Annotated in this window: 22 protein-coding genes; 9 read left to right on the top strand and 13 right to left on the bottom strand. The window is 72.8% G+C overall.

Going from position 1 to position 24876, the window contains the following annotated elements; genetic code table 11:
- Positions 1-535: 535 nt before the first annotated feature.
- Positions 536-1006 carry a hypothetical protein gene (locus Psi01_RS05820; protein ID WP_204062896.1) on the bottom strand — a complete coding sequence of 157 codons (471 nt, stop codon included), beginning with the start codon at positions 1004-1006 and terminating at the stop codon, positions 536-538.
- A gap of 203 nt (positions 1007-1209) precedes the next feature.
- Entirely contained in the window at positions 1210-1959 is a 750-nt protein-coding gene (locus tag Psi01_RS05825; RefSeq protein WP_204062897.1) for a hypothetical protein, read from the bottom strand.
- Positions 1960-2407: 448 nt separating this feature from the next.
- On the opposite strand from Psi01_RS05825, the gene Psi01_RS05830 reads away from it, so the two are divergent.
- The 4 genes from Psi01_RS05830 (at position 2408) to Psi01_RS05845 (ending at position 5610) form a co-directional block, all read left to right on the top strand.
- On the top strand, positions 2408-2737 hold the full coding sequence (locus tag Psi01_RS05830; protein WP_204062898.1) for a YciI family protein: 330 nt from the start codon (positions 2408-2410) through the stop codon (positions 2735-2737).
- Positions 2734-3963: an RNA polymerase sigma factor gene (locus Psi01_RS05835; protein ID WP_204062899.1), complete on the top strand. Its 1230-nt coding sequence runs from the start codon at positions 2734-2736 to the stop codon at positions 3961-3963. The genes Psi01_RS05830 and Psi01_RS05835 overlap by 4 nt, the downstream gene beginning before the upstream one ends.
- 147 nt (positions 3964-4110) lie before the next feature.
- On the top strand, positions 4111-5058 hold the full coding sequence (locus tag Psi01_RS05840) for a helix-turn-helix transcriptional regulator (protein ID WP_204062900.1): 948 nt from the start codon (positions 4111-4113) through the stop codon (positions 5056-5058).
- A gap of 174 nt (positions 5059-5232) precedes the next feature.
- On the top strand, positions 5233-5610 hold the full coding sequence (locus Psi01_RS05845; protein WP_204062901.1) for a hypothetical protein: 378 nt from the start codon (positions 5233-5235) through the stop codon (positions 5608-5610).
- Between the two features lie 41 nt (positions 5611-5651).
- Here the strand turns inward: Psi01_RS05845 and Psi01_RS05850 are convergent, their stop codons facing one another.
- From Psi01_RS05850 to Psi01_RS05860, 3 genes are all read right to left on the bottom strand, one after another.
- A complete protein-coding gene (locus Psi01_RS05850) occupies positions 5652-6143 on the bottom strand; it encodes a GNAT family N-acetyltransferase (RefSeq protein WP_204062902.1) in 492 nt (163 codons plus the stop codon).
- A gap of 128 nt (positions 6144-6271) precedes the next feature.
- Entirely contained in the window at positions 6272-6754 is a 483-nt protein-coding gene (locus Psi01_RS05855) for a metallophosphoesterase family protein (RefSeq protein ID WP_204062903.1), read from the bottom strand.
- 126 nt (positions 6755-6880) lie between these two features.
- Positions 6881-8689: a glycoside hydrolase family 43 protein gene (locus Psi01_RS05860; RefSeq protein ID WP_204062904.1), complete on the bottom strand. Its 1809-nt coding sequence runs from the start codon at positions 8687-8689 to the stop codon at positions 6881-6883.
- 255 nt (positions 8690-8944) lie between these two features.
- On the opposite strand from Psi01_RS05860, the gene Psi01_RS05865 reads away from it, so the two are divergent.
- A complete protein-coding gene (locus tag Psi01_RS05865; protein ID WP_204062905.1) occupies positions 8945-9100 on the top strand; it encodes a hypothetical protein in 156 nt (51 codons plus the stop codon).
- Positions 9101-9205: 105 nt separating this feature from the next.
- Here the strand turns inward: Psi01_RS05865 and Psi01_RS05870 are convergent, their stop codons facing one another.
- The 3 genes from Psi01_RS05870 to Psi01_RS44385 form a co-directional block, all read right to left on the bottom strand.
- Positions 9206-11263 carry a S9 family peptidase gene (locus Psi01_RS05870; RefSeq protein WP_204062906.1) on the bottom strand — a complete coding sequence of 686 codons (2058 nt, stop codon included), beginning with the start codon at positions 11261-11263 and terminating at the stop codon, positions 9206-9208.
- Positions 11263-13050: an N-acetylglutaminylglutamine amidotransferase gene (locus Psi01_RS05875; RefSeq protein ID WP_204062907.1), complete on the bottom strand. Its 1788-nt coding sequence runs from the start codon at positions 13048-13050 to the stop codon at positions 11263-11265. Before Psi01_RS05875 ends, Psi01_RS05870 begins: the two co-directional genes overlap by 1 nt.
- A gap of 229 nt (positions 13051-13279) precedes the next feature.
- The gene (locus tag Psi01_RS44385) at positions 13280-15184 is read right to left on the bottom strand and encodes a zinc-binding dehydrogenase (protein ID WP_307819223.1); all 1905 of its coding nucleotides are present in this window, start codon (positions 15182-15184) and stop codon (positions 13280-13282) included.
- Positions 15185-15301: 117 nt separating this feature from the next.
- Between Psi01_RS44385 and Psi01_RS05890 the strand changes: the two genes are divergently transcribed.
- Together Psi01_RS05890 and Psi01_RS05895 are read left to right on the top strand one after the other, a co-directional pair.
- Entirely contained in the window at positions 15302-16246 is a 945-nt protein-coding gene (locus Psi01_RS05890) for an AraC family transcriptional regulator (protein WP_204062908.1), read from the top strand.
- Between the two features lie 3 nt (positions 16247-16249).
- Positions 16250-16612: an MmcQ/YjbR family DNA-binding protein gene (locus tag Psi01_RS05895; RefSeq protein WP_204062909.1), complete on the top strand. Its 363-nt coding sequence runs from the start codon at positions 16250-16252 to the stop codon at positions 16610-16612.
- 102 nt (positions 16613-16714) lie between these two features.
- Here the strand turns inward: Psi01_RS05895 and Psi01_RS05900 are convergent, their stop codons facing one another.
- Both Psi01_RS05900 and Psi01_RS05905 read right to left on the bottom strand, forming a co-directional pair.
- The gene (locus Psi01_RS05900) at positions 16715-17764 is read right to left on the bottom strand and encodes a hypothetical protein (RefSeq protein WP_204062910.1); all 1050 of its coding nucleotides are present in this window, start codon (positions 17762-17764) and stop codon (positions 16715-16717) included.
- A gap of 103 nt (positions 17765-17867) precedes the next feature.
- On the bottom strand, positions 17868-19517 hold the full coding sequence (locus Psi01_RS05905; RefSeq protein WP_204062911.1) for an alpha/beta hydrolase: 1650 nt from the start codon (positions 19515-19517) through the stop codon (positions 17868-17870).
- 196 nt (positions 19518-19713) lie between these two features.
- Here Psi01_RS05905 and Psi01_RS05910 point away from each other — a divergent pair, with 196 nt between their 5' ends.
- A complete protein-coding gene (locus Psi01_RS05910) occupies positions 19714-20841 on the top strand; it encodes an XdhC family protein (protein WP_204063138.1) in 1128 nt (375 codons plus the stop codon).
- Positions 20842-20860: 19 nt separating this feature from the next.
- On the opposite strand, the gene Psi01_RS05915 is transcribed toward Psi01_RS05910, so the two are convergent.
- Together Psi01_RS05915 and Psi01_RS05920 are read right to left on the bottom strand one after the other, a co-directional pair.
- Entirely contained in the window at positions 20861-22105 is a 1245-nt protein-coding gene (locus tag Psi01_RS05915) for an RNA polymerase sigma factor (RefSeq protein ID WP_204062912.1), read from the bottom strand.
- Entirely contained in the window at positions 22102-22455 is a 354-nt protein-coding gene (locus Psi01_RS05920) for a YciI family protein (RefSeq protein ID WP_239127238.1), read from the bottom strand. The genes Psi01_RS05915 and Psi01_RS05920 overlap by 4 nt, the downstream gene beginning before the upstream one ends.
- Positions 22456-22795: 340 nt before the next feature.
- Here Psi01_RS05920 and Psi01_RS05925 point away from each other — a divergent pair, with 340 nt between their 5' ends.
- Entirely contained in the window at positions 22796-24460 is a 1665-nt protein-coding gene (locus Psi01_RS05925) for an FAD-dependent monooxygenase (RefSeq protein ID WP_204062914.1), read from the top strand.
- Positions 24461-24545: 85 nt separating this feature from the next.
- Here the strand turns inward: Psi01_RS05925 and Psi01_RS05930 are convergent, their stop codons facing one another.
- Positions 24546-24779 carry a hypothetical protein gene (locus tag Psi01_RS05930; protein ID WP_204062915.1) on the bottom strand — a complete coding sequence of 78 codons (234 nt, stop codon included), beginning with the start codon at positions 24777-24779 and terminating at the stop codon, positions 24546-24548.
- Positions 24780-24876 lie beyond the last annotated feature (97 nt).

Genomic DNA, 24876 nt, shown 5'->3' on the forward strand with positions numbered 1-24876 from the left:
AGGTGACGGCAGCGCTGACAGCTACGTCCCCACGCAGCTACGTCCCCACGCAGCGACGTCCCCACGCAGCGACGTCCCCACGCAGCGGCGCATCCGCGCCGCCGTCCACGCGTCCCCGACCGCGCTCTCGGTCCACCGGCCGGGGTGATCGCTCCGCCTGGAAGGCGGAAGGCCGTGCTGTCGTCCTGTTCCCGGCGTTCAGCCCCGGCAGGCTTTCGCTCAAGGTCGGGTTGCCGTCGAATGACGTGGTCCGTCAGGGAGGCATCCGGAACGGAGTGGGGCGGTGCGCGTAGAAGCGTGGCGGCGCCGTCCCTCCAGGTCCACACCGCCAGGCCGGTCTATGGCGCGTGACGGCTCGCTTCCAGGGCTGGGCCTCCAGGCCGGTCTCCACCGTCAGACGGCGCGCAGGCTCGGTCGGATCCGCCCCGCAACGGAGGCGCTCCTGCGCGAATCCGGCGATCAGGGCGGCAGGGTTGCTTCCTGTCCGTCGGCTGGGCGACACGACCGTGAACCGACGACGGCCGGTTGCGGCGGCTCATCCGCCGCAGGTGGAGTATTCCCTGCTGCTGACGTAGTCCTGGACCAGCCAGCCGTTCTCGGTTCTGCGCAGGGTCAGAGTCCCCAGATCGTTGGGGTCTTCCCGCAGGTCCGTGCCACCGGGGTGGGTCCATCCCTTCCCGCAGTAGCCGCTGACCTCGGCCTCGTCGCCCTCCGTTTTGAGCCCGGTGGGAACCATCTGTCGGTAGGCGTCCCGGTCGGCGATCTTGCCGTGGAACATGTTGACGGCCTGCTCGCAGGTGCTCATCTCGTTGCCGCGGGCGAACAACTCCTGCGCGGACACCGACATCAGGTTGCAGGCGTCCTCGCCCTCGTCGTCGGCGATGAACGCGGTGAGTCTCGTCAACGTCTCCTGCGGTGTGTCCGCCCCTTCGGGTTCGCCGCTGCCGCAACCCGCGGCGGCCAGCGAGGACATCACGAGGACGAGCAGCAGGCGGTGCGGGCGCATGGCTCTCCCAATCGGGTGGTCAGAATGATCTTTCCAGCGCCGACTTTATCTATTTTTCGGTTTTTGCACCTGCTTACTTTGAGTATTTGCGTGTGAAGTCATATCTAACGACTTTTCGAGGCCTTTGTGGGGTTAGAAGGTATTTGCCCGTTAAGGGGTGACCGAGGACGTGCCGGGGCGGTGGCGGGCGGGCCGCTCGCGCGTCACCGGGTCGATGTCGGCGGCGGTGCCGTCGAGCCAGACCAGGCGAGTGCCCTCGCCCGCGGCGGACAGGGACTGGTGTCCCTGTTGCAGGAGTAGCGCTGCAGCTCGCCGCCCGTGACCGGGACCTGGAAGAGCTTCGGCAGGTCCTCGTTGCCGTCCGTCCCGTCGCGGGGCGGCTCGACGATGATCGTGGCCACCTGGTCGCTGGCGTCCAGCCGGGACGCACTCGGCGCCTCCGGGCCGTCCCTCACGATCGGGGTCATGCCGCTGCCGTCGAGCGCGGCGCGCATGACTCCGCTGCGGCCCTCGCCGTCGGCGTCGTACAGCCACAGCATGTACGGGCCCGCCAGGCGAGGCCACCGCGAATCCGAAGGGAAGGGGCCGGTCGACGGCACCTCGGGCAGCTCCACCCGCGTACCGGTCGCCAGACCGTAGATCACCGGGGCGCTGTGGAAGGACTCGTCCTCGAACCGTCCGCGCGTGAAGGCGAGCCCGCCGTCCTTGATCGACGCCTGATAGCCGTGACTGCCGGCGTCCGCAGTGAGATTGACGGGCGCGGCGTCGCCGCGCTTGAGCCGGAGACCGAGTTCCCCCTCGGGCGTCTCCTCCGACCAGGCGACGTCGTCTCCCGCGATCGACGTCCCCGACGCGCGCCCGGCCGCCTGGCGGACGAGCGTGGACGGCGTACCCCCGTCGGGCGGACGCGCGCGGATCTGCGGGCCGCTCTCCGGGTCGAACGCCGCCCACACACCGCGCCCGCCCTCGGTGGCGGGGACCGGAGTTCCAGCCGTCGTTGTCCGACAGCCGCACCGGCCTGCCGCCGTTCAGCCGCCCGGTGAGCACCGAGGCGGTGCCGGGCGCGGACTTGACCACGACGTAGTGGTCCCCTGCCGCATCGGGCGTGTCGGAGGACTGGAGGAGGTCGGTGTTCCCGATCATCACCACATTCTCGAGGGCCTGACGACTCGCAATCCGACAGTCGAACGGGTCGCGACGGGGGGTGGTTGCAGTCTGCCGCAGTGGCACTGTGGAAAGGTGCGTTCCAGTCCGGCACGCAGAACCTCCTCGTCATTCCACTGCGATCGAAAGTTCCCGGAAGAAGTCCGGGAGGCGGTGTCCGATCGGGACGGAGGCGTTCGTAGTAGGGGTGAGAGGCCGCCCGCGAGGGGCGCCCCGGGACACAGGAGATGATCCGAGATGCAGTACCTGGTTTCCGTGATCTTCGACAAGGACAAGGACGGCTTGGCCACTCCGGAGGAAGCGGCCGCGATCGACGTGTTCAACGACCGGCTCATGGCCGAGGGCCACTGGGTCTTCGCCGGCGGCCTCGGGATGCCCGGCTCGGCCACGGTGATCGACAACCGGGGTGGGGAGGCGATGTTCACCGACGGGCCCTTCCTGGAGTCGAAGGAGTTCATCGCCGGCTTCTGGATCATCGAAGCCGTGGACCTCGACGTGGCGCTCAAGCTGGCCGCCGAGGGGTCGAAGGCCTGCAACCGCAGGGTCGAGGTGCGGCCGTTCCTGTGAACAGCGCCGACGTCAGGGAGGCGATCACCCGGGCGCACCGTGAGGAGTGGGCGCGGCTGGTCGCCTTCCTGACCAGGCGTCTGGGTGATCTCGACATCGCCGAGGAGGCGGCGGCCGAGGCGTTCGCGACCGCCGTCGAGCGGTGGCCGGTCGACGGCGTCCCGCCCAACCCCGGCGCCTGGCTGACCACCACCGCCAACCGCAAGGCGATCGACCGGCTCCGGCGCGAGAGCAAACGCGGGGACAAGCACAAGGAGGCTCAGTTGTCGTACGACGACGACCCGCCCGGGCCTGCCGACGCCATCGACGACGAGCGGCTCCGGCTGATCTTCACCTGCTGTCATCCGGCGCTGGCGATGGAGACCCGCGTGGCGCTGACGCTGCGCATGGTCGCCGGGCTGACCGTGCCCGAGATCGCCCGTGCCTTCCTGGTCCAGGAGAGCGCGATGGGGCGGCGGATCACCCGTGCGAAGGACAAGATCAAGACGGCTCGCATCCCCTATCGGGTGCCGCCCGCGGAGGAGCTCCCGGGCCGCGTCTCCGGCGTCCTGGCCGTCCTCTTCCTCGTCTTCAACGAGGGCTACCTGGCGACCGGCCCCGGCACCGATCCCGTACGTCACGATCTGACCGCCGAGGCGATCCGGCTCACTCGCCTGATCCGCGCCCTCATGCCGGAAGACGGTGAGGTGGCCGGGCTGCTGGCGCTGATGCTCCTGACCGAGGCCCGCCGTACCGCCCGGGTGTCGGGCGGCGAGCTGGTCCCCCTCGGCGAGCAGGACCGTGGGGCCTGGGACGCGGCGCTGATCGCCGAGGGCCACCGGCTGGTACGCGAGCGCCTGGCCAGCGGGCAGGCCCCGGGCCGCTATCAGATCCTCGCTGCGATCAACGCCGTGCACACCTCCGCCCGCGACGTGCGCTGCACCGACTGGTCGCAGGTCGTCGCCCTCTACGACCAGCTCCTCCGCCTCGACCCCTCGCCGATCGTCGCCCTCAACCGGGCCATTGCGGTCGCCGAACTCGACGGTCCGGAGGTGGCGCTGGCGGTCGTCGACCGTCTTGGGGGCAAGCTGGCCGGCTATCACGCCTACCACGCGACCCGCGCCGACCTGCTGCGCCGGCTGGGTCGCAGTCACGAGTCACGCGCGGCGTACGACGAAGCCATCGAGCTTGCGGGCAACACCGCCGAGACCGCCTACCTGACACGCCGCCGCGACCAACTGGGATAGCGCCCCGGCCACCGATGAGGACCCGGCAGGGCGTGGCGGTTCGTCCGTGTCGGCGCGGGCATGATGGCGGTTGCCTCGGTAGGCGCCGCCGCAGCCCTCCTTGCACGTGGTGGCGTGGTCTTCCCCGGGCCGGAGAGCTGGTGAGCGATGGAACCGCTGGTTTTCAAGAGCAGAGATCTTGACGAGACCGAAGCGTTCTTGAGTGAGGCGTACGCCAAGATGCGGATCCGGGGTGACGTCGAGAACCCCAGTACGCGGATCAGGCGGGACATGGTGGGGCCGGTCAGCATCGACCGGCTGGATCTGGCCTACGCCATGGGCTACGACGTGAACCCGCTGGGCAAGGTGTGCCTGTGCGCGGTCGAGTCGGGGACGATCCTCAACCACGTCGCGGGTCAGGACGAGGACGTCTTCGGGCCGGGGGACACGGTGCTGTTCGCGCCGCCGGAGAAGCCCTACACCGGTGAGATCCGCCGGTCCCGCTACAACATCGTCATGTTCGACCCCGTGCTGCTGGCCAAGGCCGCGGCCGTCGACCCCGGCCACTCCTCCGGACCGATCCGGCTGGGGGGATACCGTGCCGTCAGCGAAGACGCGGCCCGGCATCTCGCGCACACCATCGCCTATCTGCGCGACGAGGTCCTGCCCTATCCCGAGCTCACCGGCTCGCCCCTGGTGGTCTCCGCCTCCGCGCAACTCCTGGCGGCCAGTGTCCTGGCCGCCTTCCCCAACCGGACCCACGAGCCCACCGGCCCGGAGCTGCGCAGCGCCCGGTTCGAGACGGTCCGCCGGGCGGTCGCCTTCATCGACGACCACGCCGACGCCGACATCACGCTCACCGACATCGCCGCCGCCGCACGCGTCTCCGGCCGCACCCTGCAGTACGCGTTCCGTGAGCACCTGGGCACCACCCCGATGGGATATCTGCGCCGCGTCCGGCTGGCCGCCGCCCATGCCGACCTCCTGGCGGCCGATCCCGGGCACACCACCGTCGCGGCCGTCGCCGCGCGCTGGGGCTTCTTCCACCTCGGCCGTTTCGCCGCCGCCTACAGGGACGCCTACGGCTATCAGCCGAGTGACACCCTGCGCATGTAGGCCTGCCAGCTCCAACGGTGCGGAAACCGCCGACGTCACGGAAGCCGAGGGCGATCCTGCACCGTACTCTCACATTCTCTGCGCCCGGCCGTCATGGGAGTTTGTTTTGATTGGCGGGTGACCGGCGGGAGCACTCCAGAAACAGATGATGTCTTCTGGGTCATGGGTTGCGGAATGCTGTTCGCCGTCGCATTGACCTGTGCGACGCTCGGGACGTTCCTGGACATCGTCCTGGTGGCCCGGAGACAACAGCACTGCCTCGGTGACCTGGGCACCGGGGAGGCGATGGCGGGTTTCGTCTGGGCGGCGAGCCGTCTGGTCGTATTTCCGATCGTCGCGGGCGGATCGGCTCTCGTCTCCCTGCCGATCAATTTGGTCGCCTGCCTCCCCTGGTTCGCGAAGCACGGTTTGCTGAAGGCGGCCCTGATGGCTTGCGCCGTCCTCATCGCCGCGGCCGGTCCGGCGGCGATGCTCGTTCACGACGTCACCGCCGACACGACGCCGGGCGAGTGCGTCCCGCCCTGGTGGCCCTCCTGGATCACCCGGTCATGAGGCGGCGGAGAGCGGGTTCCGGGCGGTCTCCGGCGGGCCCGTCACAGGGGCTGCTCGAGGATGTGCCGCATCGGAGTGAATCCCGCCTTCTCGTAGAAGGCCTGCGCCTCGGTGTTGAAGTCCCACACGTCGGTGAGAAGGCGGGAGCACCCCCTCTGCCGGCCCGCGGCGCGTACCGCGTCGAGCAGGGCGGTGCCGACGCCGGTGCGGGCGGCGTCGGGGTCCACGGCCAGGTGCTCCAGGACGATGAAGTTCCTCGCCTGCATGAGGGCATCACTGGGGCGGTCGATGATGACCGCGAAGGCGTATCCGACCGGCCGCCCCTGCGAGCAGGCGATGAAGATGAGGGCGTCCTCGCGGGCCAGATGGGCCTCGAAGACCGGGACCAGGTCCTCGGGGGCGGGGCCGGGGTGGAAGACGTCCGGCCGGTTCCGGGCGTGAACGGTGTGCACGAAGCCGTTCAGCCGGGCCAGGAGGCCGGCGTCCTCGCGGGAGGCGGGGCGGATCTCGATGGGGGAGGAGGATGGGGCCATGAGGGAATGGTGGGTCATGCCCCGCCGCCGGCTCCATCCGTTTTCCGGCCGCTCGCCCGCCAGCCGATCCCCGCCCTCCAGCCGTCGCCTGCCGGCCGCGGACCGGCGAGCCGGCGACCGGCCTCCGGTCAGGTGACCGGCACGATCCTCGCCTCGGCCAGGACGCCGTCCTCGATGCGCAGCAGGCCCACAGTGCCGTGCGGCTGGCGGCGGCGGTCGGTGGGGGAGCCGGGGTTGAAGATGCGGAAGCCGTCCTCGCTCTCGTCGAGCGGGATGTGCGAGTGCCCGAAGACGACCAGGTCGGCCCGGGGGAACCGGCGGCGCAGCCGGGGCAGCCGTCCCCGTGCCGCGCCGCTGTCGTGGATCATGGCCACCCGGAGTCCGTCCAGTTCGAGTTCGAGGGTCTCGGGCGCGACCACGTCGGGCCCGTCGTTGTTGCCCTTGACCACGTGGACGGGCGCGTAGGCGGCCAGCTCGTCCAGCACGTCCGGGGTGCAGACGTCCCCGGCGTGCAGGATGAGGTCGGCGCCGGTCAGGTGCTCGGCGACGCGGTCGGGACAGGACTTCCACCGCCGCGGCGCGTGGGTGTCGGACAGGACGACGACGTTCACGATGCCGTCCTGCCCGCCCCGGCGCCGGGCTCACCCGTCCGCGCCGCCGTACGGCACCGCCGACCTCACCTTCCGCGCCGCCGTACGACACCGTCGTACGGCACCGCCCGGCCCCCGCGCCGCGTGTCAGCGGTGGTGCAGGCGGAAGTAGTCGAACTCGGCCGTGGCGCCCGCGCCGCCCAGCGAGATCAGCCCCACGCGCAGGTCGGCGTCGGCCGGCAGGGTCCACACGCCGCCGTAGATCCAGTTGCGGCCGTCGCGGCTGGTGGCCGCGCGCAGTTCGTGCTCGCCGTTGCGCCGGTCGACCCGGTGGACCAGGCGCAGCCAGGTCTCCTCGGCGGGCGGCCCGACGATCGTGCCGCCGTAGGCGATCCGGCCCTCGTACGGCATCTCCTTGCCGAACTCGGTCTGGCGGGTGTTCCAGATCGCCACGTGGACGAGCTTGGTGTAGAGGTCGTCACCGGCGTAGGCGACGAGGCCCGCCTGCTGGTAGTTGCGGACGGTGTCGGTTCCCAGGTCGATGCGGAGCCTGGTCTCGGCGGTCCAGTCGCCCTTCGGGGCCTCGCGCAGCAGGACGGAGGCGGTGTTGTTCTCCCTGTTGAGCTCGGCGTCCTGGGTCGGCCAGCGCAGCGCCCCGCCGGTGACCTCTCCCTGCGGCGCGCGCACCCAGCTCCAGCCGGAGCCCAGCTGCGTGCCGTCGAACTCGTCGCTGCGGCGGCGGTCGACCGGGCCGGGGCGGGGGGTCGGCGCGACCTTCACGGGACCGGTACGGCCCGGCGCCGGCTGCGGGTCCTCCGAGGCCCACGCGCCGCCCCGGACGGTCGGCCAGCCGCCGATCCAGTCGAGCCGGTCGATCAGCATGGGCCGCTCGTTGACCCCGAACGGCTCGTCGAGGTAGGGGTCGTCACGGTCGATGGCGTGGTAGACCAGCCAGTCCTGCCCGGCGGGGTCGGTCACGACGGCGTTGTGCCCGGTGCCCACCCAGCGGTTGCCGTTCGGCGCGATGACGATCGTGCCGCCGGCCCGCGAGGTGGTCAGCGACACTCCCTCCCGGTCGGTGTAGGGGCCGGTGATGGAGCGCGAGCGCCCGGCGTAGACGCTGTAGCCCGTGGTCGGCCCGGCGCAGCAGTCGGCCGAGGAGGCGAACAGGTACCAGTAGCCGCCGCGGCGCACCAGGTAGCCGCCCTCGAACTTGTTGTCGATGGCGATCATCGTGGGCTCGCCCACGGCCTTCCTGCCGGTGGGGTCGAGGCGCGTGATGAAGATCCCGCCGTAGTAGGAGCCGTAGACGAGATACTCGGTCCCGTCGGTGTCGACGGCGTGGCTGGGGTCGAAGGTCCACTTGAAGTCGCCGGAGGCGCCGGCGCCCCTGCGCGGCTCCACGACCGGGGCGCCCGAGTCGGTCCACGGGCCGGCCGGCGTCGGAGCGGTGGCCATCCCGATCGCGTTGTCGTTCGGCTCCGGCGTGACGGTGGTCTGGGTGACCACGTAGTACAGGCGGTACTCGCCGTCCACGCGCCGGATGTCCGGCGCCCACAGGCTCGCGCCCGCCGCGGTGTCGGCCCAGGCCGGCAGGTTCCGCTCGGTGAAGGCGTCACCGACGTAGGTCCAGTCGACCAGATTCCGCGAGCGGGAGACGGGCAGGTAGTGACGGGTCCCCTCGCCCTCGCGCAGGGGGTCGCTGGTCCCGAAGGCGTACCACCAGCCGTCCTCGCCCCGGACGATCGCCGGGTCGGCGAAGGTGTCGGAGAAGGAGCGGCTGACCGGGTTGGTGTAGGTACGGGGCCCGCCGGGGGACGCGGCCGACGGGGACGACGGGGACGCGGACGATCCGGCCGGAACGGCGTCCGAGGCCGGTCCCGGTCTCGGATCAGCCGCCTCCGCGGCCGGCGCCGCCGCTAACAGGCAGGTCAGACCCGCCAATGTGGCGATCATGCGTTGAACGACTCTGGCACCCATGAAGACCTCTTCCGCTGCGTCCCACACGTGTCCCCGACCGAACGCCCCCGTGTCCAGATCTTTCTACAACGTTGTATTCAACGTTGTACATAGTCGGCCGCCATCATCCCGGCACGGACTTCACCGCGCCCGGACGTTAGAGGTGAGGGAGCGGGGGCACGTCGGCTGACAGGAAGATCCGAAACTGACCGGGCGTCCGCACGCCCGGCCGGACATCACTGGAGGTCGTGGATGCTGGCTCGGACCAGGCGAAGGGCGGCCCTGGCCGCCGCGGGGACGGCGATGCTCGCCGTACTGGCCGGTGGATGCGGAGGCGGCGGCGAGGGCGACGACGACAGCCCGGACGTGGTCGAGACGACGGACACCGAGAACGACCAGGACGACTGACCCCGGGCCCCGGCGAGACGACTGATCCCGGGCCTCGACGACAGCTTCTCTCCACGGCGGCGATCGGCCCGCCCCGGCCCGCGCCGAGGGCGGCCGATCGCGTCCTCACCCGCGGGCCGGTCCGGTCAGCTGCCGGTCGAGCCATCCGGTGACGTTCCGTACGAAGATCGCCCGGTTGGCCGGCTTCCTGATCGTGTGGCCCTCGTCCTCGAAGATCAGATGGTCGCAGGGCAGCCCGAGCCCCCGGGTCGCCCGGATCACCTGCTCGGCCTCGTACAACGGGACGTTGGTGTCCTGGGCGCCGTGCACCACCAGCAGCGGGGCGGTCAGCCGGCCGAACGAGTGCAACGGCGACAGGGCGCGCAGCAGGTCGCGGTCGGTGACGGGATGGCCGTACTCGCTGACCGCGGCCGCGGCGATCCACGGCTCGGTCCGCGCGTAGAAGGTCTCGAAGTCGGCCATCCCGCAGAAGTCCACCCCGGCCCGGAACAGGCCGGGATGGGTCACGAGGGCGGCCAGCGTCAGATAGCCGCCGTAGGACCACCCCATGCAGGCGATCCGCGTCGGATCGGCGAGGCCGAGCCGGGCCAGTTCGAGGGCGCAGTCGGCGACGTCGTCGATCGCGCGGAAGCGCAGGGAGTGGTTGTCGGCGTCGCGGAAGGCCCGCCCGAAGCCTGACGAACCTCGGACGTTCGGCGCGAACACCCCGATCCCGGCGGCCAGCAGGTTCTGGTACAGGGGGTTGAAGCACGGCCGTTCCTGATCCTCCGGGCCGCCGTGCAGATAGATGAGGAAGGGCGCCGGACCGTAGGCGCCCGGGGGCCGGTAGAGCCAGCCGGTCAGTTCCATGCCGTCGCGCGCCCGCAGGCGCACCGGCTCGGCCCCGACCGCCCCGGCGATCGGGCCGGCCCCCGCCACCTCGCGGTAGGCGCCCGACTCCAGGTCGCACAGCACCACGTGGGAGGGGTGGCCGGGCCCCTCGGCCGCGAGCACGGCCGCACTCCCGTCCAGCGACACCCTGATCGAGGACACCACCTCGGCGGGCGGCGGCGGCAGCGGGCGCACCGCGCAGGTGTCGGTCTCCATCAGGGCCAGCTCCGACCTGCCGGAGACGTTCCACACCAGTACGGCGCGGCAGCCGTCGGCGCTCAGCGCGAACTGGTCCAGCTCGGCGTCGGGGCGCTCGGCCAGCACCTCCGTCTCGCCGTCCCCCCGCACCCGGAGCAGCGCGGCCCGGTCGCGTCCCGCGTCCGACAGCAGATAGGCGGTCGTGCCGTCGGGGGAGAGGATGCCGTAGTCGGTGGAGCCGGGCAGCCCCTCCAGCAGCGCCCGCTCCCCGCCGCCCGCCGGTCCCGCCGGGTGATCGGGCGCTGAACCGTTCGGGCCCGCCGTACGGCCGGCCGCAGCTCTTCCGTGGCCGTTGGTTGCGAATCCTCTCGGGCCCGATCCCCCCGAACCGAATCCCCCCGAACCGGATCCCTCCGGGCCGCCCGCGAAGCCTGCCGTACGGCCCGTGATGAGCCTTCCCGAGCCACCGGTGGGCCCCGCCGCGTGACCGGGCGCGAACTCTCTCAGGCCGCCGGGCGCGAACCCGGCCGGAAGATCCGTCAGGTACATCCGCCGGACACCGCGCGGGCCGTGCCGCAGCAGCATCCGCCCGTGGTCGCGGCTGATCGCCGCGGGATGGAGCAGCGGCCCGGCCGCGACGACCTCCCGGCCGCCCGAGGCGGCGTCGGCCAGCACCACCTCGGTGACGCCCGCGGCGGAGGTCTCGGCCACGAGGAGGATCTCGCCCCGTCCGGTCCAGCGCACGAACGAGGCCGACCCGCCCGCGGGGGCGGCCAGCGGACGCAGGTCCGAGCCGTCCGGCCGGACCGTCCAGACCTGCGTGTGCTCCCCGCCGCCCGGGACGACGAGGACCGCCAGCCGCCCGCCGTCGGGGGACCAGCGCACGTCGGCCACGGGCTCCGGTCCGGTGTCGACCGGCCGGCCCTCCCGCGTTCTGTCCTGAAGGTCCTGGATCCACACACGCGGCGAGCCGTCCCTGTCGCTGACGAAGGCGACGGCGTCCGCGTCGGGCGCCAGGGCGGGCGTCCGGCAGTGCCAGGTGGTGAGACTCGCGTCCGCGGAGAGGCGCGGGCGGACGCCGAGGATTTCCGCCATCAGACTCCTTGGGCTTGCAGCCACATCTCCAGGAGTCCAAGCTGCCACAACACGTTGACGCCCACCGGAGTCCTGTGCTCGTTGGGCGTGGCGAGCAACGTGTTGACATAGTCGCGGTCGAACAGTCCGCGTGAGCGCGCGGCCGGTGCGGTCAGCGCGTCACGGACGAGCTCCAGGAACGGCCCCTCCAGGTGTCGGACGGCGGGGACCGGGAAGTAGCCCTTGGGCCGGTCGATGATCTGGTCGGGCAGCAGCTTGCGGGCGATGTCCTTCAGGACGCCCTTGCCGCCGGAGGCGAGCTTGAGCTCGGGAGGACAGGCGGCGGCCAGCTCGACCAGGTCGTGGTCCAGGAAGGGGGTCCGGGCCTCCAGCCCGAAGGCCATCGTCATGTTGTCCACCCGCTTGACCGGGTCGTCGACGAGCATGACGCCGGTCTCCAGGCGCAGGACCGCGTCGAGCGCGGTGTCGGCGCCCGGCGCGGCGAGGTGGCGCCGGACGAGCTCGCCGCTGGCGTCCTCGTCCAGGAGATACTCGGGCGAGACGACCCGGGCCAGCTCCCTGTGCGGTCGGTCGAAGAACTCCCGGGCGTAGACCTCGGCCGCCTGCTCGCGCGGCACCCCGGCCAGCGGCGGGAACCAGTCGTAACCGGCGAAGACCTCGTCGGCGCCCTGACCGGACTGCACGACCGTGACGTGCTTGGAGACCTCCTCCGACAGGAGATAGAAGGCGACGCAGTCATGGCTGACCATCGGCTCGCTCATCGCCCGCACCGCCCGCTCCAGGCCCGGCAGCAGCCGCGAGTCGTCGATGAGGATGCGGTGGTGGCCGGTGCCGAACTCCTCCGCGACCAGGTCGGAGTAGGTGAACTCGTCCCCCTTGACGCCGCCGGCCGGGTGGAAGCCGATGCTGAAGGTCGACAGGCCCGCCTGCCCCTCCTCGGCCAGCAGCGCGACGATCAGGCTGGAGTCCAGGCCGCCCGAGAGCAGCACGCCCACCGGCACGTCCGCCACCATCCGGCGGCGTACGGCCGTGCGCAGCCCCTCCAGGACGGCCTCGCGCCAGTCGTCGGCGTCCATCCCGGCGTGTCCGGACAGGGCGGAACGGGTGTAGGGCGGCTGCCAGTAGCGGTGGTCGGTGATCGCGCCGTCTCTCTCGACGGTGCGTACGGTGGCCGCGGGCAGCTTGCGCACACCGGCCAGGATCGTGCGCTCGCCCGGCACCAGCGAGTGGAAGGTCATGTAGTGGTGCAGGGCCACCCGGTCGATGTCACCGCTGATCCCTCGACCGGCCAGCAGCGCGGGCAGGGAGGAGGCGAAGCGCAGCCGCCCGGAGTCGTGTGACAGGTACATCGGCTTGATGCCCAGCCGGTCGCGGGCGAGCGTCAGCCGGCCGGACTCCCAGTCGAACACGGCGAAGGCGAACATCCCCTTGAAGCGGTCGACGCAGGACGGCCCCCAGCGGTGGAAGGACTTCATCAGCACCTCGGTGTCGGAGGTGGAGAAGAAGTGATAGCCCTCGTCCTGCAGTTCCCGTCGCAGCTCCCGGTAGTTGTACAGGCAGCCGTTGAACACCCCGGCCAGGCCGAGCGCGCTGTCCACCATGGGCTGGGCGGCCTTCTCCGACAAGTCGATGATCTTCAGGCGACGGTGTCCGAGGGCGACCGGCCCCAGCGACCACAACCCCGAGCCGTCGGGGCCGCGCTCGTGCATCGCGTCGGTCATCCGGCCCACCGCGCCGATGTCCGCCGCCTCCCCGTCGAATCGGAACTCACCGCTCAGTCCGCACATCGCTCGTCCTCACGCCGTACGTGTCCCTTGCACCCTCCGTTCCGAGAGGAAAGCCGTACCGTCCTGGTCGCGATCGCCGTCAGCCCCGGTCAGCGGTGTCTCGGTCAGATGGATTTCTCCCCTCTTCCCAGAAAACGGACTTTTTCACTTCACGGGGACCGGTCGAAACCTGGCGTGGGAACGCCGAAATGCCGGTGGATGACCGAAAAAAGGTGTTCGGGACGTTTCCTTAAGGAATGAGGACGATCTTCCCGCGGGTCCGTCGGGCCTCGCTCCGGCGGTGGACGTCGGCCAGCTCCGCCAGCGGGCGGGACTCGGAGACGTCGACGGTCAGCTCACCGGCGTCGAGAAGGGAGACGATCCGCGCCAGCTGCCCGGGATCGTTGCGGGCCACGAAGTGCAGGACGGTCACGGAGGGCGGGGGACCGGAGGACGGGGGACCAGAAGGCGGGGGACCAGAAGGCGGGGGACCAGAAGGCGGGGAAGCGGCGGCTGGGGGAGTGGCGGGCAGGGGGGTGGCGGCCGACACCGCGACGCCGCCCGGCCGGACGAGCGCGACCAGCCGGGCGGCGTCCTCCGGCCCGACGGCGGCGAGGTTGATCACCGCGTCGACGTCGTCCGGCAGGGGCTCGGCCGTGTAGTCGACGACCTGGTCGGCGCCGAGGGAGCGGACCGCGGCGGCGCTGCGGGCGCTCGCCGTGGCGATCACGGTCGCGCCGGCGTGCCTGGCCAGCTGGACGGTGAAGCCCCCGACCCCGCCTCCGGCGCCGTTGACCAGCACGCGGTGGCCCGTCCGCGCCTTCGCGTGCTCGAAGACGGCCTGCCAGGCGGTCAGGGCGGCGACCGGGATCGCCGCGGCGTCGGCCGCCGGGACCGACACCGGCGCGGCGACCAGGACATCGGCCGGGGCGGCGACGTACTGGGCGGCGGCCCCGCCCCGGTCCAGCCGGCCGATCACCCGGTCGCCCGGAGCCCACCGGGTCACCCCGGGCCCGACGGCAGCGACCGTGCCGGAGACGTCCCAGCCCAGGGTGTACGGCAACGCCACCGGCAGCACCTGCCGCAGCAGTCCCGACCGCAGCGCCGCCTCCGAGGGGTTGAACGAGGTCGCGACGACGCGGACGAGCACCTCGCCGGGACCGGGTTCCGGGATCGGCGCCTCCTCGTGGCGGATGACCTCGGGCCCGCCGTAGGCGTGGATGCGCGCGGCCCGCATGACCGGGGGAAGGGCGTGCGGGTGCTCGGCGGGGGCGGCGTGCGCGTGCTCGGCCTGCGTGGCCGGGGAGAAGGCTTGCGTATGTTCGCTCTGCGTGGCCGGGGAGAAGGCTTGCGCGTGTTCGGCCGCCCAGGAACGGAACGTCCGGGCCGGGACCCCGGTGACCTCCCGCACCGCGGTGGTGACCGGTGACGGGCCGGCCGTCATCCCGGCCTGGGCGCGAAGGACGTCCTCCACGACCTCGGCGGGCCAGCCGCGGGCCAGCATCCGCCGCCGGGCCTCGTGCGGGGAGGACTCCTCCCAGCGCACCGGGCGGCCGGTCGCCTCGCCGATGATCCGCACCTGCTCGGCCTGGGTCAGCGAGTGCGGCCCGGTCAGCTCGTAGACGGCGCCGGAGTGCCCGTCCCCGGTCAGCGCCCGCACCGCGACGGCGGCGATGTCGCGTTCGTGCACCGGGGACATGGCGGCCCCGCCGTACGGCTCATGCACCGCCCCCGCGGTGCGGATCTGCTCGGCCCAGCGCAGGGCGTTGGCCGCGAAGGCGTGCGGGCGCAGGATCGTCCACTCCGGCGCCGAACCTTCGATGAGCCGCTCGGCCCGCCGCTCGTGCTCGCGCACGGCAGCCGACGACAGGTAGACCACCCGCCCGGCCCCCGCCTCCGACAGCGTCTCCAGCACCTCCCCCAGTCCGTCGGCCGAGGCGAACGGCCAGACCAGGAACACACCGTCGACGCCCTCGGCGGCGGCCCGCAGGGAGCCGGGCACCGCCAGGTCACCGTGCACGCCCTGCGCGCCGGCCGGGAGATCGGCCGGCCGGCGGACCAGCGCGCGGACCTCCGCTCCGGCCTCCAGCAACTGCGCCGTCACCTGCCGGCCCACCGTGCCGGCCGCCCCGGTGACCAGGATCCTTCGTGGCATCACGCCGCCCCCTCTTTCTCGGGTCCACTGGTCGTCGACCCTAGAAGGAGGCGCGAGCACGTCCAATGCGTGGAAATCTATGATTCATACGCGGTCGTCTCGCGCTAGCCTCCTGCTGTGGACATGCTCAGCGACGTGGTCGCCGTCATGCGCACCGGGCGGCCCCGTTCGGCGCGCGTCGCCTGGCACGCCCCCTGGGGGCAGCGCTTCCCCTCGGTGCCCGGCTCGGCGGGTTTCCAGGTGATCCTGCAGGGGGCGTGCTGGCTCGTCCCGCCCTCCGGGGATCCCGTGGCGCTGAACGTCGGCGACGTGGTCTTCTTCCCCCACGGCCACGGGTACGGCCTGGCCGACGATCCGTCGACCCCCCTGGCCGGGCCCGCCTGCGATCCGCTGGAGGAGGCCGAGCCGTTCGTCTCCGACTCCGTGGGGCACGGCGGGCCCGTCACCGTGACCCTGTGCGGGGGCTACCGGCTCGACCCCCGCCACGCCCACCCGCTGCTGGGCACCCTGCCCGAGATGATCCACCTGCCCGCCAGGCTCGGCCGGCATCCGGAGCTGCGCGCGGCCCTCGACCTGCTCGGCAGCGAGGTCGGCGATCCCCGCCCCGGCGCCGACACGGTCGTGCCCGCCCTGCTCGACGTGCTGCTGCTGTACATCCTGCGCGCCTGGTTCGAGGAGCGGCCCGTCGGGGCGCCGGTCACCGGCTGGGCCGCGGCGCTGGCCGACCCCGCTGTCGGGGCCGCGCTGGACGCCGTGCACCGCGACCCCGCCCGGGCCTGGACCGTCCAGACGCTCGCCGACCGGGCCGGGCTGTCCCGGGCGGCCTTCTCGCGCCGCTTCACCGCCCTGGTCGGCCGGCCGCCCCTGACCTACCTGACCTGGTGGCGCATGACCGTCGCGGCCCGCCTGCTGCGCGAGTCCGACGCCGTGCTCGGCGAGGTGGCCGCCAGGGCCGGTTACACCTCCGAGTTCGCCTTCGCCAACGCCTTCAAGCGCCGGTACGGCGTCGCGCCGGGGCGATACCGTCGCGGGGAAATGTCGGCGTCCTCTGGTATGAGGTGAATCATGGGTGTGACCGTTGACGAATTCCTGGCGATGGTGGACACGCTGCCCGAGACCCGGCAGGGTCAGGGCGGCGACTGGATCTCGCTGAAGGTGCACGACAAGGGTTTCGGCTATCTGTGGGAGAGGACCGAGACCGTCGGGCTCAAAGCGACCATCGAGGAGCAGATGGCGCTGGTGGCCGAGCGCCCGGAGGTCTTCGAGATCCAGTTCACCGCGGGCCGGTTCGGCTGGGTCGTGGTGCACCTCGACAAGATCGACGCCGATGAGCTGCTGGAGCTGGTCACCGAGGCCTGGTGCCTGACGGCGCCCAGGCATCTGGTCGAGGCGCACGAGGCCGCGATCGGCCTGACGACGCCCTCCTGAGCCGGGATCCCTTCGGAACCCGCGGACCCCTCGAACCCGCGACCCTCTGAACCCGCGACCCTCTGAGCACGCGACCCTCTGCGCACGCGGCCGGCGCGCGGGTCAGGGGACGGCGTCGCCCGCGTGGGTGACGAGGTCGAGATACTCCCGCCGGTCCAGTGTGCGCACCTCGCAGCGCAGGCCGTGCCGTACGGCGAAGCGGTTCACGTGCTCGGGATGCCAGAGCCCCGGCAGGTGGCGCAGGGCCCGGCCGGTCCTGCCGATCATGAAGAGCCCGCGCAGGTCCTCGTGCCGATAGACCATCAGGCTCATCACGGCCTCCGGCCCCCACACGGACAGGGTGTCGGGGACGGCCCGCGGGCCCGCCGTGATGCGCAGTTTCTCGCCCCGCATGAAGACCCGGGCCCCGCCCGGCGTCCCGATGCCCGTCCCGCGCCTGAGCCGTACGGTGTGCACCGCCTGGCGGACCGGGCTCAGGAGGAGCAGCGGGGGGCTGAAGAAGATCACCGCGAGTCTGCCGTCCAGGAGATCCAGCATGGTCGCTCCCAGCCAGGCCAGCCCCCGCCACGCCAGCCAGCCCGCCATCGTGGTGACGTAGGCCATGGCCAGCAGGCCCGCGACCCCCGTCCCGACGATCGCCAGCTTCCACCCCCTGGACAGGCGGGAGGCGGGCAGCCCGCTCAGCCGCCCCCAGCCGGGGGCGCGCCCGGCCACGACCGCGCGCACGCGCTCCGACGGAGCGGCCAGGGCGTCCACGACCGGCGTTCCCCGTCCGGCCGCGAAGGCGCTCACCTCCCGGGGCTCCCACCGGCCGGGCAGGTCGAGCAGGACCAGGCCGTCGGCGTCGAGCGCCGCGAGCCCTTCGACGGTGTGCGGCTCCTGCTTTTTCCGACCGACGGCCTTCTGCGCGCATCGATAGTGATAGAGGGCCGCGGGCGTGAGCCGTACCGATCTCCCGGACAGGGGGTCGGCCGCCACCAGCGTGTCCCCGTCCCAGGAGAGCACGGTCGCCGGGCAGGGCGTGCCCCCGGCCGCGCCGCCCGTCGGGCGCAGGTGGGCGGGCGCCGGATCGGGCCCCGGAGGATCGTGCGCCGCGCGCTCGCGGTGCCGGTGCCCGGGAGAATGATCCGGCCCATGGTTCAGCGCTCTCACCGCCTCCGTACGGCGAAACCCCGTCGTTTCAGATGACGGGCGGAGAAAGCGCGAAGTTCCCCCTATGCCGGACGGGCAGGGCGGTGTCACCGGGAAGGAGACCTCAGCCGGTGCGGCTTTCGACGATGGGGACCAGGGCCCGGGTCCGGGAGTCGTCCCAGCCGCTGGGCGGGGCGATGCGGGCCCAGGCGGCGGCGACCTCGCCGCCGTAGTCGTGGCCGTGGCCGGCCGGGGCGTCCAGGGAGAAGACCATGTCGGCGGTGAGCTGCCAGAAGGTCACGAACGGATACCAGTCGATGTCGGGCAGCACGTCCTCGCCGCGCGGCTCCCTCAGCCAGTCCGGCCGGCCGAGCACCAGATCCGGCGACCACCACACGATCGGGTCGGAGGGGTGCTGGAGATAGACCACCCGGGGGAAGGGCCACGGCCACGAGGGGGCGGCCATGTCCTCGGTGCGGTTGGCGAAGCGCACGGTCTCGCCCCTGCGGTAGACGGGCAGCACCTCCGGGGTCCCGGGGTCGCGGCCGCGGACGAACTCCCCCCACAGCGCGCTGGAGTTGGGCGGCCCCACGAACAGCGCGCCGTCGGTGCGGTTGCGCAGGTCGTCGTCCCCGCTGAAGGCCGCCTCGCCGCCGAAGACCCCGAGGCTCTCGCCGAAGACCAGCAGCGCGGGCCGCGCGCCCGCCGGGAGCCGGGACCAGTGGTCGTGGACCTGGTTGAACAGCTCCCGCCCGGCGACCCGCGCCCGCTCGCGGTCCACCAGGAACGACAGCCAGCTGGGCAGATAGGAGTACTGGATGGAGACCAGCGCCGTGTCGCCGTTGTACATGAACTCCAGGGCGTCGGCCGGGCGCGGGTCCACCCAGCCCGTCCCGGTGGTGGTGATGACGCAGAGCACCCGGCGGTCGAAGGCCCCGGTGCGTTCGAGCTCCCGTACGGCCAGCGCCGCCCGCTCGCGCACCGAGGAGGCGGCGTCCAGGCCCACGTAGACCCGGATCGGCCGTTCGGGAGGCAGCCCGCTGAAGCCGAGCAGTTCCGCCTCGGTGGGCCCGCCCGCGACGAAGTCACGGCCCTCCAGGCCCAGCGACGCCCAGGAGACCAGGGAGGAGGGGCTGCCCGACAGCGTCGCCGCCCGCGGGGACGAGGTCCCCGGGCTGGTCTCGCCGTTGAGCGTCTTGAAGCTGGCGTCGGCCCCCTCCAGCAGGGTCTCGGTGAGGATCCCGTTCAGCAGGGAGACCGACAGCACCGCGACCCCGGCCGCCGCGGCGAGCCGGGCGATCGCCGGGGAGATCCACAGGCTGAGCAGACGGGCCAGGGCCAGCGAGACCCGCCTGAGCAGGCGGGCCAGGACCAGCAGCACCGCGAACACCGCGGCGGCCACCAGCGGGACGTTGAGGTAGCCCAGCCGTTCCGGCGGCGTCATCCCCATCAGCGCGTAGATCTCGCGCTGCGCCTGGGCGCCGAAGTGGACGGAGACCAGGCACAGGACGACGCCGAGGGCGACGGCCACCCGCCGCAGCAGGCGCCGCCGCACCGGGCTCCGGCTCCGGTGGAAGAGCCTGCGGACCAGAGCGGCGGCGACCACTCCCACCAGGTAACCCGTCGCGGCCAGGACGCCCGCGATGACCCCCTGCAGCAGCCAGGACCTGGGCAGCAGCGACGGGGTGAGGGACAGGCAGAAGAAGAGTGTGGCGAGCACGCTCCCGGTGGTGTCCAGCCGGGGGGACAACCGCCCGCGGATACCGTCTCCCATGAGATGTCCCCCTCTCATGAGATGTCCCCGGCCGCCGGCGTCCCCGGCTCCCGCCGGAGGCGCGCGAGATGCGCTCACGTTAACGCGTCCGGGCGGGGCGGAGGATAACCGGGGCCGGTAGTCCGTCTTGACGACGCGCACCGCTCGGGGGAAGTGTCCAGGAAGGAGTGGTGTGCGAAGTGCGGAGGGATCGGCGATGCGGGACGTCCTGGACACGATCCTGGGGTGGTACTCGGCGGGGCAGACGTTCGCCCTGGCCACGGTGGTGAGCACCTTCAAGAGCGCGCCCCGCGAGCCGGGCGCGGTGATGGCGGTCTCCGCCGACGGCGAGGTCGCCGGCAGCGTCTCCGGCGGCTGCGTCGAGGGCGCGGTGTACGAGGTGGCCCGGCAGGTAATGGAGACGGGGCGGCCGGTGCTGGAGCGGTACGGCGTCAGCGACGACGACGCCTTCGCCGTCGGGCTCACCTGCGGGGGCGTCCTGCACGTCTTCGTCGAGCCGGTGAACCGGGAGACCTTCCCCGACCTGGCCGAGGTGGCCGCGGCGATGGCCGGCCGCCGCCCGGTCGCCGTCGCCACGACCGTCGCCGCTCCCGGGGCGGGCGTGGGGTCCGGGGCGGGCGCCGTGCTCGGGGCGCGGCGGGTGATCTGGCCGGACCGCGTCTCGGGGTCCCTCGGGTCCGAGGGGCTGGACGTGGCTGTGGACGACGACGCGCGCGGCATGCTCGCCCAGGGGCTGACCGGCGAGCGGCACTACGGGCGGCGCGGCGAGCGGCGCATGGACGAGGTCGCGGTGTTCGTGCGCTCCTTCGCGCCGCCGCCCCGGATGCTCGTCTTCGGGGCGATCGACTTCGCCGCGGCGGTGGCGCGCATCGGGACCTTCCTCGGCTATCACGTCACCGTCTGCGACGCCCGCGCCGTGTTCGCCACCCGCAAGCGCTTCCCCGACGCCGACGAGGTCGTGGTGGAGTGGCCGCACCGGTATCTGGGCCGGACGGAGGTCGACGGGCGCACGGCGATCTGCGTGCTCACCCACGACCCCAAGTTCGACGTCCCCCTGCTGGAGGTGGCCCTGCGCACCCCCGCGGGCTACATCGGCGCCATGGGCAGCCGCCGTACCCACGACGACCGGATGAAGCGGCTGCGCGAGGCGGGCCTGACGGAGGAGGAGCTGGGCCGTCTGCACTCCCCGATCGGCCTCGACATCGGCGCCCGCACCCCGGAGGAGACGGCCGTGTCGATCGCGGCCGAGCTCACCCAGCACCGCTGGGGCGGCACGGGCATGCCGCTGCGGCGGACCGAGGGCCGCATCCACGGCACCCCGTAGGGAGTTTCGCGGAAGCCCCTCAGGGGGCGGCCGGGCGCAGGCGGACGGCCCGGGTCTCCAGATAGCGCTGTTCGGGCAGGCTGGTCGTACGGCGGGCCGCGGTCCGGTAGGCGTCCCGGGCCGCCTCATGGTCGCCGGCCATCTCCAGCAGGTGGGCGCGGACCGCGTCGAGGCGGTGGTGCCCGGTCAGCCGGTCGTCGCCGTCCAGCGTCGCGAGCAGCTCCAGCCCGGCCTGCGGTCCCCGCACCATGGCGAGCGCGACGGCGTGGTTGAGCGTGACCACGGGGTTGGGCGAGAGGCGTTCGAGCAGCCGGTACAGCGCGAGGATCTGCGGCCAGTCGGTGTCCCCGGCCTCGGCGTGGACGGCGGCGATGGCCGCCTGGAGCTGGTAGGGCCCCAGCGGCGCGCCGGCCAGCGCGCCGGTGATGAGCTCGACGCCCTCCCGGATCTGCTCGCGGTCCCACCGGCTCCGGTCCTGCTCGGCGAGCGGGACCAGCGCGCTGTCGGGACGGGTGCGCGCCGCCCGGCGCGCGTCGGTGAGCAGCATGAGGGCCAGCAGCCCGGTCACCTCGCCGTCGCCGGGCAGCAGCCGGTGGACGGCGCGGGTCAGCCGGATCGCCTCGCCGGTGAGCTCGGCGCGGTGCAGGTCGGGGCCCGAGGTGGTGGTGTGGCCCTCGTTGAAGATCAGGTACAGCACGTGCAGCACCGCGCCCAGCCGGTCGGCGCGTTCCTCCTCGGGCGGCATGCGGAAGCGCGCCCCGGCGGCCTTGACGCGCTGCTTGGCCCGGCTGACGCGCTGGGCCATCGTCGCCTCGGGGACCAGGAAGGCGCGGGCGATCTGCGCGGTGGTCAGGCCGCCGACGGCGCGCAGGGTGAGCGTGACCTGGGAGGCCGGCGTCAGCGCGGGGTGGCAGCACAGGAACAGCAGGGTCAACGTGTCGTCCTGCCCGGGCGGGACCTCGGCGTCGGCGGCGGGCGCCAGCAGCTCGTCGGCCGGGGCCTGCGCCGCCACGGCGACCTCCCTGCGCCGCCGCGCCTCCTCGCTGCGCACGTGGTCGACCATCCGCCGCGAGGCGACCGTGACCAGCCAGCCCTGCGGGCTGTCCGGCAGCCCCTCCCCGGGCCACTGGACGGCGGCGGCCAGCAGCGCCTCCTGCACCGCGTCCTCGCAGGCGTCGAAGTTCCCGTAGCGACGCACAAGCGCGCCGAGGACCCGCGGTGCGAGCTCGCGCAGCAGGTCCTCGACTCCGGTGGAGGCCGTCACCTGTCCCCTTCGACCGAGCCGACGACCGCCCGCACCTCCATCGCCCCGTAACGGGCGTCCGGCCACCGCGCGGCGATCTCGGCCGCCCGCTCGGGGGTGGCGCAGTCGACCATGACGTAACCGGCCAGCTGCTCCTTGGCCTCGGCGAACGGCCCGTCCGTGGTCACCGGGACGCCGTCGCGCACCCGGACCGTCCGGGTCAGCTCCGGCCCGGCCAGCGCGTCCCCGCCGACCAGCTCGCCGGAGGCGGTGAGCTCCTCGAGGATCGAGTCGACCGAGGTCATGACCTCCTCGCGCTCCTGCTCGGACAGGGCCGCCAGGGTCGCGGGGTTGTTGTAGATCAGCAGCATGTACTTCACGGCTCTCACTCCTCGGAGCTGCGGGCGTCTGTCACGCATGGGTCGGAGCGGGCGCCCCGGTCTCGACATCCGGTGAGAGGAAACCACATCCCGCGTTCCGGAGTGATGCGCTCTGAGGCATTGAGATGTATCGCGTCTTGGTGAATACTCGAAATCGGATATTCCGGTGCGTCATCGCCGACGGGCGGGCGCGCCGGCCGGAAAAGCGGTCCCGGCGGGTGCGGCAACACCGCGCCGGACCGGCAGATCACGCGTGGAGGCGGAACCCGGCCTCGCTGCACGGACTGCCCATGCCAGGGGAGACCTCCACGCCGGCAACATGGAGGTTTCCATGCACGAGTCATCACCGCACGAGTCGTCGCCGCGCAGGTCGTCACCGGCGGACCGTCCGGATGAGCGGGTCCCGGTCCTCGTCGTCGGCGCCGGGTACGCCGGCCTGAGCGCCGCGATGCTGCTGGCCTGGCGGGGCGTACCGGTCCTGCTGGTCGAACGGCACGCCGGCACGTCCGTCCAGCCCAAGGCGTTCGGGGTCAGCCAGCGGGCCATGGAGCTGCTGCGGGTCGTCCCCGGCGTCGAGCCCGCCCTGGCGGGGATCGCCGAGGGCGTCGGCGACGGCAGCATGCGGATCGCCATCGCCGACGCCCTGAACGATCCCGAGCCGAACGTGATCTTCAGCACTCGGCGGGGGGACTTCGACTTCCTGGCCGATCTCACCCCGGTCCCGACCGTCGGCGCCCCCCAGGCGCAGGTGGAGCGGGCGCTGCGGGCCAGGGCCGAGGAGCTCGGGGCCGAGCTGCGCTTCTCCACCGAGCTGATCTCCCTGGACCAGGACGCCGACGGGGTCACCGCGCGCGTCCGCGACCTGGCGAGCGGCACGGAGACGAACGTGCGCGCGGACTACGTCGTGGCCGCCGACGGATACCGCAGCCCGGTGCGCGAGCTGCTGGGTTTCCCGGTGTCGGGCAGGGGCGAGCTGGGCCGGCTCTGCTCGATCATGTTCGACGCCGACCTCGGCGGCCTGGCGCCCGAGCGCGAGGTCACCCTCTGGTACCTGCAGAACGAGACCTTCACCGGCGTCATCGTCACCGGGACCGGGGTCGGCTCCCACGTGCTGGGCGTGAACTACGACCCCGGGCGGGGCGAGAGCGAGGCCGACTTCACCGACGAGCGCTGCCGCGAGCTCGTCCGGCGGGGGACCGGCCTGCCGGACCTGGAGATGAAGATCGTCGACCGGACGAGCTTCTCGATGGCGCACATCCTCGCCGGATCCTACCGACGGGGCCGGGTCTTCCTGGCCGGCGACGCGGCGCACACGATGCCGCCGACCGGCGGGCAGGGCGGCAGCACCGCGCTGCAGGACGGCTGTGACATCGCCTGGCGGCTCTGGCTGGTGATCTCCGGCCAGGCCGGGGACGGGCTGCTGGACGCCTACGACGCCGAACGGCGGCCGATCGGCGAGCTGACGGCCGACGCCCAGCTGGCCAACCTGGGCGTGCGCATGCCCCCGGCGATGCGCGCCGGTTATCCGGAACCGCTCGAGGACCCCTTCGCCGCGATCATCGGCTACCGCTATCACTCGGCGGTGATCGTGGGCGAGCCCGGCGACGACGGCTCGCTCCTGGAGGACCCGCGCACCCCCACCGGCCGTCCCGGCAGCCGCGCCCCGCACGTCACGCTGGAGCGGGAGGGCCGGCGGCTGTCCACCGTCGACCTGTTCGGATCCGGCTTCGTCCTGCTCGCCGCGCCGCGCGGTGAGGCGTGGGCGCGGGCCGCCCGCACGGCGGCGGACCGGCTGGGCGTGCGGCTGGCGGCCTACCGGATCGGTGCGGACCTGGCGGATCCGGAAGGGGTCTGGGAGAGCCGGTACGGCGTGCACGGCGACGGCGCGGTGCTCGTGCGCCCCGACGGCTACGTCGCCTGGCGGTCCCGCACGGCGGACGGCGACCCGGAGGCGGTGTTCGGGCGGGTCCTCACCACGGTGCTCGCCCGCGGCTGAGGACGGTTGTGATCCGCGGGCCCGTGGCCCGTGGATCCAGGCGATCGCGCCGGGCCGCACCCGCCGGCCCGGTGCGATCGCCGGATCAGCGCTCCCCGGCCGAGAGCCGGTCGAAGAGGTCGAGCGCGGCCTTGCGTACCTCGTCGGGGGTGATGCCGCCGAGGACGGTCCGCGCGTGGGCGGCGTCCCTGGTGGTGGCGCAGGTGATGGCCACCGAGGCGGCGGCGGCGTGGTCGAGCGACCCGGCCTGGGCCGCGTCGGCCATCTGCTGGGCGCTGGTGGCGAGGTCGAGGTTGTTCGGTGCGGGTGAGGTGGCCAACGGGACTCTCCTCGGGTGGTAGGTGTTCGCAGCCATTGTGACCGGTCCCGCCGGTCGTACCAGCGCTTCGGTGATTTCCCCGGAGATCTCCCTCCGT

This window comes from Paraplanobispora siamensis (genome assembly GCF_016863175.1).
GTDB classification, from domain to species: domain Bacteria; phylum Actinomycetota; class Actinomycetes; order Streptosporangiales; family Streptosporangiaceae; genus Planobispora; species Planobispora siamensis.